Genomic DNA, 8,648 nt, shown 5'->3' with positions numbered 1-8,648 from the left:
ACCGCCTGAACACCCACGTCTCCCACGCCATGCGCGAGTTGATCGCCGAGCGTGCATGGCTGACGGTGTTCCTGCTTCCCGCCTACTCGCCCGACCTCAACCCCGTCGAGTGGGTCTGGGCGCACGTCAAACGAAGCCTGGCCAACCTCGCCGTCATGGCCCTCGACCGACTCGAGGCCCTCGTCCGCAACCGGCTCAAGCGCCTGCAGTACCGCCCCGACACCCTCGACGGCTTCATAGCCGGCACCGGCCTGACCCTCGACACCCCGACCTCACCCTGACGAGCCGAAGTCAGTAACTCCGCCCCTGCCCACACACGTCAGCCAACCTAGAGCACTTCCGACACACGCCCTAGGCCTGTGTGACAAATGATCTTGACGGCTCGTGTGCTGGCCGGGTCGTGTGGTCAGGTGGTGGGACGGGTGCCGGGGGTGTGGCCGAAGGTGCGGCGGAAGACGCTGATGAAAGTGCTGGCGGATGACCAGCCGCAGTGGTGGGCGACGGTGGTGACGGGGGTGTCGTCGGCCAGGAGGATCAGGGCGTGGTGGAGCCTGATCTGGGTGCGCCACTGGGGGTAGGTGAGGCCGAGGTCGTCACGGAGGTGGCGGGAGAGGGTGCGGGCGCTGGCGCCGATCTGGCGTCCGAGGTCGTCGAGGGAGCGGTTGTCGGCCGGGTCGGTGCGCAGGATGTCGTGCAGTTCGCGGAGCAGGGGGTCGGTGGGGGCTGGCAGGTGCAGGGGGGGGTCGGGTCAGGCCGGTGCCGGCTATGAAGCCGTCGAGGGTGTCGGGGCGGTACTGCAGGCGCTTGAGCCGGTTGCGGACGAGGGCCTCGAGTCGGTCGAGGGCCATGACGGCGAGGTTGGCCAGGCCGAGGGGATTGTCGGTGGTGGGCAGGCCGACGAGGTGGAGGTTGAGTTCGCCGTGGGCCTGGTGCTTGTGGACGGTGCCGGCGGGGATCCAGAGCGCGCGGGTGGCGGGGGCGATCCAGGAGCCGGCGTCGGTCGTCACCTCGATGGTGCCGCGGCTGGCGTAGACGATCTGGTGTTCGTCATGGCGGTGCGCATCGATCTCGCCGCCGGAGGCCAGACGCTGGGTCCGGGTCGGCGCAACGGATTCGTGGCGGATTTTCTGCATCACTTGTCAATCTACCGAAAGCGCGACACCGAGTGGTTCTTCCAGCATAGGAGGGGTGCAGAGGAATACATCGATCTTGCTGCTGGCCGTGGGGCATGCCTGCGTCGACATCTACCAGGGCGCCGTCGCGGCGTTGATCCCGTTCTTCGTGGCCGAACGGGACTACACCTACGCGGTCGCCTCCGGCATCGTGCTGGCCGCGTCCCTGCTGTCGTCGGTGGCCCAGCCGGTATTCGGGCTGCTCACCGACCGGTGGGCGATGCCGTGGCTGCTGCCGGTCAGCACTCTGCTGGGCGGGGTGGGCATCGCGCTCAGCGGCCTGAGCGGCTCCTACGGGCTCACCCTGTTCTTCGTCGCCGTTTCCGGCATTGGCGTGGCCGCTTACCACCCGGAGTCCGCGCGCGTGGCCCGGCAGGCCAGCGAAGGCAGTCACAGCGCGATGGGCTGGTTCTCCCTCGGCGGCAACATCGGCTTTGCGCTCGCCCCGCTCATGGTGGCGGCCGCGATCGGACACGGCTCCTTGCACTGGACCCCCGTCCTCGTCCTGCCCGCGCTCGCCGGCGCCGCCCTGTGCGTGCCCGTCCTGCGGATACTCGCCCGGCCCCAGACCGGCACGGCCAAGACGCAGGTGCCCCGCGGCGCGGACGACGTGGCCTCGTTCGTGAAGCTGTCCCTGGCGGTCGTCTCCCGCTCCATCGTCTTCACCGGCCTGAGCACCTTCATCTCCCTCCACGCCCAGCAGCGCATGCAAGGCAGCACCACCGCGGGCACCGGCGCCCTGTTCCTGCTGTTCCTGGGTGGCGCCGTCGGCTCGGTCCTGGGAGGGTCCCTGGCCAACCGCTACGACCGCGTCCGCGTCTCGCGCTGGTCCTACCTGCTCTCCATCGCCGCCGTCACCGGCGTGATCTACACACCAGGCCCGGCCATGTTCCTCTTCGTGGCCCTCACCTCCGCCGGCCTGTACGTCCCCTTCTCCCTCCAAGTCACCCTCGGCCAGGATTACCTGCCCTCCCGCATCGGCACCGCCAGCGGCATCACCCTCGGCCTCACCGTCAGCATCGGCGGCCTCATCAGCCCCCTGCTGGGACACTTCGCCGACACCACCACCCTCCGGACCGCCCTCACTCCCCTGATCGCCATGCCCGCCCTGAGCTGGCTCCTATTCCGCACCCTGCCCGAACCCACCGCCCCCGGCACTGGGACCGTCACCCCCGCGCCCGCAACCGCACGACAAGACGCGGAGACCCACGCTGCTCAGTGAGAACGCGTATGTCCCACCGGACGGACGAGGACGTGTCCGAGCATGGATCCTGCCATTCGCCAGGGCGAGCTGACCCAAACGGCGTGGGAGCGGGCAGCGCCCCTGCTACCGAGAACTGACGGGCGGGGACGGCCGTGGCGGGACCACCGGCAAGTGATCAACGGCGTGCTGTGGCGCCTGCGGACCGGCACGCCCTGGCGGGACGTGCCCGAGCGCTACGGCCCATGGCAGACCATCTACGAGCGCTTCGCCCGTTGGGAGACGGACGGCACCTGGGCGAAGCTGCTCGAACACGTCCAGGTATATGAGGACGCGGCCGGCACGGTGAAGTGGACGATATCGGTGGACTCCACCATCGCCCGCGCGCACCAGCATGCCTCTGGGGCTCGTGGAGCAAGGACACCAGCAGGGGACGAGCGGGAGGCCCCGCCACGTCCCCTGGCCAGCGATCAGATACTCGGCCGGTCCCGCGGCGGGCTGACCACGAAAATCCACCCCGCCTGCAACGGCCGTGGGCTCCCTCTGGCCTCTGTCGTCACGCCCGGCAACGTCAACGACTCCACCGTCTTCGACACCATCATGGACACCTTGAGAATGCCCCGAGCAGGCGTCGGACGTCCCCGGTGCCGACCCGACGCGGTCATCGCGGACAAGGCGTACTCGTCCCGCGCCATCCGTCAGGTCGGGGTATCCGGGCAGTGATCCCGGAACGCACAGACCAGAAGGCCAATCGTGCACGGCGCGGCCAGGCAGACGGCAGGCCACCAACCTTCAACCGCGAGCTCTACAAGGACCGCAACGTGGTCGAGCGCTGCTTCGCTCGCCTCAAACAGTTCCGCGCGATCGCCACCCGCTTCGCGAACTGGCCAACCGCCACAAAGCCGGACTCCGCCTGAGGGGTGACATCTTGCACACGTCGGCCCGGGCGCCCGGGAAGATATGGATTCTCCTGGTAACAGCAGGGAATGCCCACGCCCTCGTATCCGCAGTCCGACCATACGGACCCCGGCGTTCCGTCCGAAAGACGACGGCACCGGATTCGCGCCGCGTCACGCCGGGCGCTGCGCGGCATGACCGGTACCGCGGCCCGAAACTCTGGCGCACGACAGGCGCCGCTCCACCCCCGGTACACACCACACGTGAATCCCACACTCCAGACGGCCGCCGCCTACGCCTGGCGGATCCTCGCGGTGGGAGCCGTCGTGTACGCGGTCTTCTCGGCGCTGGGACGATTCCACGAGATGGCGGTAGCCGTCTTCCTCGGCCTGGTCGTGACCGCGGTGCTGCGCCCGGTCGCGGACCTCCTGGCCCGCCTGATGCCGCGGCCGCTCGCCGTCGCCGTCGCGCTGCTCGGCAGTATCGTTCTCGTTCTCGGTGTCCTGACGCTCGTCGGCGAGGCGGTAGCCGGAGAACGTGTCGGGCTGGAACGGGAGTTCGGCGACGGGCTGGGCAGGATCGAACACTGGCTCGAGGGGCCGCCGTTCCGGCTGAACCCGAGGACGCTCGATGACCTCCAGTCCCGGATCGGGCAGTACCTGTCGAGTCATCGCTCCACTCTCATCAGTACGGCCGTCAGCGGTGTGGGCCGCCTGGTCGAGGTCGTGACGGTATTCATTCTGGCGTTGTTCTGCTCAGTCTTCTTCATGCACTCGGGCGATCGACAGTGGGACTGGTTCTGCGGTCAACTCCCGCAGAAGTCCCGGGCCCGGGTGGCGATCGCGGGCCGGGCCGCCTGGTGTACGTTCACTGGATACACCCGCGGCATCATCCTGGTGGCGGGGACCAACGCCGTATTCGTAGGGCTGGTCCTGTTCGCACTCCAAGTGCCACTGGCTCTGCCGCTGGCGCTGCTGGAGTTCTTCGCCGCCTTCATTCCGTTGATCGGCTCACCGGTCGCCCTCGCGGTCGCGGCCGTGGTGGCCCTGGCGGCCAAGGGGCCGATCGTGGCAGCCGTCGTCCTCGTCCTGATCGTGGTCATCGGCCAGATCGAGGGCCACCTGCTGCATCCGCTCGTGATGGGCTGGGCCGTTCGCCTGCACCCCGTCGTGGTCGCGCTCTCGGTGATCGGCGGTGCCATCGCGGCGGGAGTGCTCGGAGCCGTGGTGGCAGTACCCCTCGTGTCAGTCCTCTGGTCGGTCCACCAGGCACTGCGTCGGGCAAGCAAAACGACACCCCTGCAGGATGGACCGGTGTGAACCAAGCGAACGAGGGACCGGCGTACTTGACTCTCTGTCACTTGTACCCCTGCCGGCCCACGGACGCTACCGCCGGACTTCTCCCCAGGGGCCAACCGGCCGACGGGTGGGGCAGGCACTCGCCCCTGCCCCAGAGTCGTGCTGCGGAACGGACGCGCGTCAGCGGGCGTCTGCCGACACGGACCGGGAAATCAATGGTGGTCACCCTCACGTTCGGGCAACGAATAAGCGTGCTGAGCCTCCGCGACGCTCAGGGCGAAGGGGACGGCTGCGGCTGTCGATGTGCCAGGTCGCGACGTCGGAGAGTCTCTATATTGTTGACCGCCGTCGCGTTGAAGGGCGCCGCATGTGATCTGGTAACACTCGCGGGGAACAGATGCATGACTTCTTCTGGTGCGCAACTCCGTCAAGTCCGACCCTCGGCCTCAACCACTCGCAGGCGCAGTTGGGCCCGGCCAAGACGCCGTACCTAGCCGGGGTAGCTCTCGGACTTGGCCGACTGCACCACCGCCACGCTGAGTGACGACGCCGGTTCTGGTCAAGGCCAAGATGGAACGGTCCGGCGGGCCAAGACTCCCCTGAGTCGGTTCGTTGTGGCGATCTGGCTCTGTGGTCGCGACCGGATACACCATGGAGAGTGCGACGCACACCGTCGCCGTGCCTGGTCTCGCAGCAAAGCGATACCACGCGGCAACACATGACAAGCGTTTGAGGGCTGCTGCTGGGAGGATGTGATGGTGCGGACCGTTGGTGTGGAGGAGGAACTGCTACTCGTCGATGCCCAGAGCGGCGAGCCTCGGGCGCTTTCGGCTGCCGTGCTGGCCGTCGCGGAACGCCGCTCGGAGGGAGATTCAGCCTTCGAGCCGGAGCTCCACGATCAGCAACTTGAATTCGCCACCGAACCGCGCAGTGACATGCACGAACTCGCGGACGAGGTTCGTCGCTGGCGCGCTGAGGCAGCACAGAGCGCTGCCCGGGCGGGGGCAGCTGTGGCGGCCCTTGCGACCTCTCCTCTGCCGGTCAGTCCTTCGGTCGGGGAGGGAGAGCGGTACAGATGGCTGGCTGACCGGTTCGGCCAGACTACGCAGGAACAGCTCACGTGCGGATGCCATGTACATGTTTCGGTGGTATCGGACGAGGAGGGTGTCGGTGTGCTGGACCGCGTGCGCACCTGGTTGCCGGTCTTGCTGGCGCTGAGCTCCAACTCGCCGTTCTGGCAAGGCCACGACACCAGCTACAGCAGTTACCGGAACAGGGTATGGGGGCGCTGGCCCACGGCTGGGCCGGTCGAGATCTTCGGCTCCGCCGAGCGTTACCACGAACAGGTGCAGGCGCTCATCCAAACCGGAGTCCTGCGGGACAAAGGGATGATCTACTTCGACGCGCGGCTTTCGCACCGATACCCCACAGTCGAAATCCGAGTGGCGGATGTGTGCCTGGATCCGGCTGACACCGTCCTGCTTGCCACGCTCGTCCGCGGCCTCGTCGAGACAGCGGCACGCGAATGGCGCGCCGGCGATCCGCCAGAGCCCGCGGGAGCGAATGTCCTGCGTATGGCCGCCTGGCAGGCCAGTAGATCGGGACTGGAAGGGCAGCTGCTCCACCCTCGCACCATGCGCCCCGAACCTGCAGCCGATGTCATCGCGGCCCTGCTCACGCACGTTCGAGGTGCCTTGGAGGACAGCCACGACTTCGCTTCGGCTGAGCAAGCACTCATGGACGTACTGCAGCGGGGAACCGGGGCGCAGACACAACGCAAACTACTCGCTCGCACCGGAAGTCTCCGTGACGCAGTGGCCGAGTGTGTGTCCAGGACACTTGGCTGACCTCGGTGCCGCCGTTCTCCCTCATCAGGGAGCCTGCGCGCTTGCCGAGAATCGGCCTCGGCCTTTTGGTGGTTCAAGCCTCGGGCGACAGCTTGCGTGTGCGTTCTGCCTCGTTGGCCTGCCGACTGGGAGCATGCCGGGGCACTGTGAGCGGTGGGGTGAGTCGCGGTCGTCTGATCGGTACCTTGAGGCCGGAATGAGTTTTGCCCGACCGGGTGTGCGACTTGGTAGCCGTTGACAGGATCGCGGCCCCGCTGGTCAGAAGTCCGGCGGGGCCAGTGTGCCGGAGAATCTGGCGGAGAGCTCGTGCGTCAGCCCGCGTGCCGGCTCCGCTTCACTGAGGAGTGAATGCGGGCCGGTAGGCGCCCGCAACTTGCGATGCCAGGCCGGGAAGGAGCTGCGCTCAGGTATTCAACAAGCGGTTGAAGAACGACCGGTAGCGTTGCAGAGCGACACGGAGTTCCTCGGTCGGCACTTCCTCGCCCCGCTGCCACTGGCCTTCGAGCCCTTGCTTGTGGTCGGAGAAGGTCCGGGCCAGTGCCTGCATCACTTCCGCGACCAGGGTGTCGGCAGCACTGACCGCTTCCTGGGGGTCATCCACGAAGTCGCCCTGGATCCGCTGCCACCGGCCGCGGAACCCCTCCTGCTCCTCGCCGAGAAGGGGCGCATTCCGGTCCCCGTCGCCGGAGGCTGCTGGTGCTGGTGCTGGTGCGGCATGGTGTGTCTCCTCCATACCGCTCGCACCGCTCGTACCAGCCGTAGTGGCTTCGCCAGGGAAGGCCGGAGGGGTTTCAGCCTCTGGAGCCGAGGCAGCCTCACTGCGTAGATCATCGGTGGACAGGTTGCTTGCATCGGAATCGAGGGGACTCCGGCGGTCCGTCGCCATCGCTTCCTCCATTCAATCTGGGGTCGTCGCTACTCCCGCGGCCGCCCGCCGTTGTGAAGCAGTTCGTCGAACAGAGCCCGGTAGTGGACCATCGCACCCCGTAGTTCTTCCGTGGTCGCCTGGTGACGGCTGCTGCGGTCGCTGACTTCGTGGGCGGTGCGGTAGCTCTGCAGAGTGCGGCCGTGCTCGACCGACAGGTCTCTGGCCTGCTGCTCGAACCCCTTGGTCGGATAACCGCGCTCACTCATCAGCGCGGTCACGAGCCGGTCGGCTTCGTGGACCGCGTCGTCGGGGTGGTCGACGAACCGCTCCTGTGCCTGACTCCAGCCCTGGGCATACTTCTCACGGTCCGCCGCCGACAGCGGCTTGATCTCCAGAGCGTCATGGCGCTGTTCCCGTTCCCGCAGTTCGTGTTCTGCGGCCGGGCGACTCTGTTTCTCCTCCACGAGCCGCTCGTACTCCGGGCCAAACTGTGTCTTCAGATGACGCCTGCGCGCGACCTGCCATGCCACGAGTGCGCACACCAGCAAGACGACCACTACGGCGACAATGATCGCTATGAGCGTTCCGGTCGACATGTGTCCTCCGCTCGCCGATTGCCGAGGAATTCCAGAGACCTTCGTACGGTCCTGGTCCTGCCAGCGGTGGCTCTGCCAATAGGGCCACCATCCAGCGGCCATGCGTTTCGTCCGTCAAATGATCTCCCTCCTCACGGGATGGAAAAGCCAGCCACGAAACCGATGACGTGCAAAATGACTCCGAGAACGACCACTACGCGCTGCGATCTCGTGTGTGCTCTTCTTTCAACTGTGTCTCCCCAGAGTCATCGCGGCAACCGCCGAAGCACGATCACGAACGTGAAGGTGCGCCCCGTAGCCTCCGACAGCAGACAGGATCTCCTGCCCGACAACCGCGGAGGGGGTCTGGGCCTGACTCGAGCCGCAACTGCGATGGGAGCCATGCCCCGCCCGAGAGATGTCCCGTCCACCGAAGGTGCGGGTGGACGACGATTCGGCGTGCCCGGCAGTGTCCACCCGCCTGGCCAAGCTATACCGGGCCCTGACCCCGGATGTTGGACACGGGGTTATGCAGCTTGGGGAAGTGTAGTTGCGGGTTCGAAGAAGGTGTTCTCGTAGATGATCGGGGAGCGTTGTCCGAGGCGGGAGTGCCGGCGTCGGGTGTTGTAGCGGCTGGCCCAGCGGAAGGCCGCGAGCCGGGCGTGACGAGCGGTGGGCCACGCCTTCGCGCCCTTGAGGGTCTCCCTCTTCATGGACGCGTTCCAGCTCTCCGCGGCGGCGTTGTCCGCCGAACTGCCCACGGCGCTCATGCTCCTTCTCACCCCGGCCC

Annotated in this window: 7 protein-coding genes and 2 pseudogenes; 5 read left to right on the top strand and 4 right to left on the bottom strand. The window is 67.3% G+C overall.

What is annotated here, in order from left to right; all coding sequences use genetic code 11:
• Positions 1-281: transposase (locus tag EAO76_RS16380; RefSeq protein WP_262375519.1), on the top strand; the 281-nt coding region annotated here is incomplete at its 5' end.
• 125 nt (positions 282-406) lie between these two features.
• On the opposite strand, the pseudogene EAO76_RS16375 reads toward EAO76_RS16380, so the two are convergent.
• Positions 407-1,133: pseudogene (locus EAO76_RS16375) on the bottom strand (AraC family transcriptional regulator).
• 55 nt (positions 1,134-1,188) lie between these two features.
• Here EAO76_RS16375 and EAO76_RS16370 point away from each other — a divergent pair.
• The 4 genes and pseudogenes from EAO76_RS16370 (at position 1,189) to EAO76_RS16355 (ending at position 6,415) form a co-directional block, all read left to right on the top strand.
• Complete coding sequence (locus EAO76_RS16370; protein WP_148836703.1) at positions 1,189-2,394, top strand: MFS transporter; 1,206 nt, start codon at positions 1,189-1,191, stop codon at positions 2,392-2,394.
• A 42-nt stretch (positions 2,395-2,436) separates the two neighbouring features.
• A pseudogene (locus EAO76_RS16365) lies at positions 2,437-3,304 on the top strand (IS5 family transposase); the annotation flags it as partial.
• 55 nt (positions 3,305-3,359) lie between these two features.
• Entirely contained in the window at positions 3,360-4,589 is a 1,230-nt protein-coding gene (locus EAO76_RS16360) for an AI-2E family transporter (protein ID WP_148836702.1), read from the top strand.
• Between the two features lie 734 nt (positions 4,590-5,323).
• Positions 5,324-6,415: a glutamate--cysteine ligase gene (locus EAO76_RS16355; protein WP_148836701.1), complete on the top strand. Its 1,092-nt coding sequence runs from the start codon at positions 5,324-5,326 to the stop codon at positions 6,413-6,415.
• A gap of 403 nt (positions 6,416-6,818) precedes the next feature.
• Here the strand turns inward: EAO76_RS16355 and EAO76_RS16350 are convergent, their stop codons facing one another.
• The 3 genes from EAO76_RS16350 to EAO76_RS16340 all read right to left on the bottom strand — a co-directional run.
• Positions 6,819-7,148 (bottom strand): hypothetical protein, encoded by a 330-nt coding sequence (locus tag EAO76_RS16350; protein ID WP_262375518.1) that lies wholly within the window; start codon positions 7,146-7,148, stop codon positions 6,819-6,821.
• A 182-nt stretch (positions 7,149-7,330) separates the two neighbouring features.
• Positions 7,331-7,879, bottom strand: a complete 549-nt coding sequence (locus EAO76_RS16345; RefSeq protein WP_148836699.1) for a hypothetical protein — start codon at positions 7,877-7,879, stop codon at positions 7,331-7,333.
• Positions 7,880-8,385: 506 nt separating this feature from the next.
• A partial coding sequence (locus EAO76_RS16340; RefSeq protein ID WP_148836698.1) for an integrase core domain-containing protein occupies positions 8,386-8,648 on the bottom strand: 263 nt, incomplete at its 5' end.

The organism is Streptomyces sp. sk2.1, assembly GCF_008120935.1.
In the GTDB taxonomy this organism is placed as follows: Bacteria; Actinomycetota; Actinomycetes; order Streptomycetales; family Streptomycetaceae; genus Streptomyces.
This window is presented reverse-complemented; position numbering and strand designations above follow the sequence as displayed.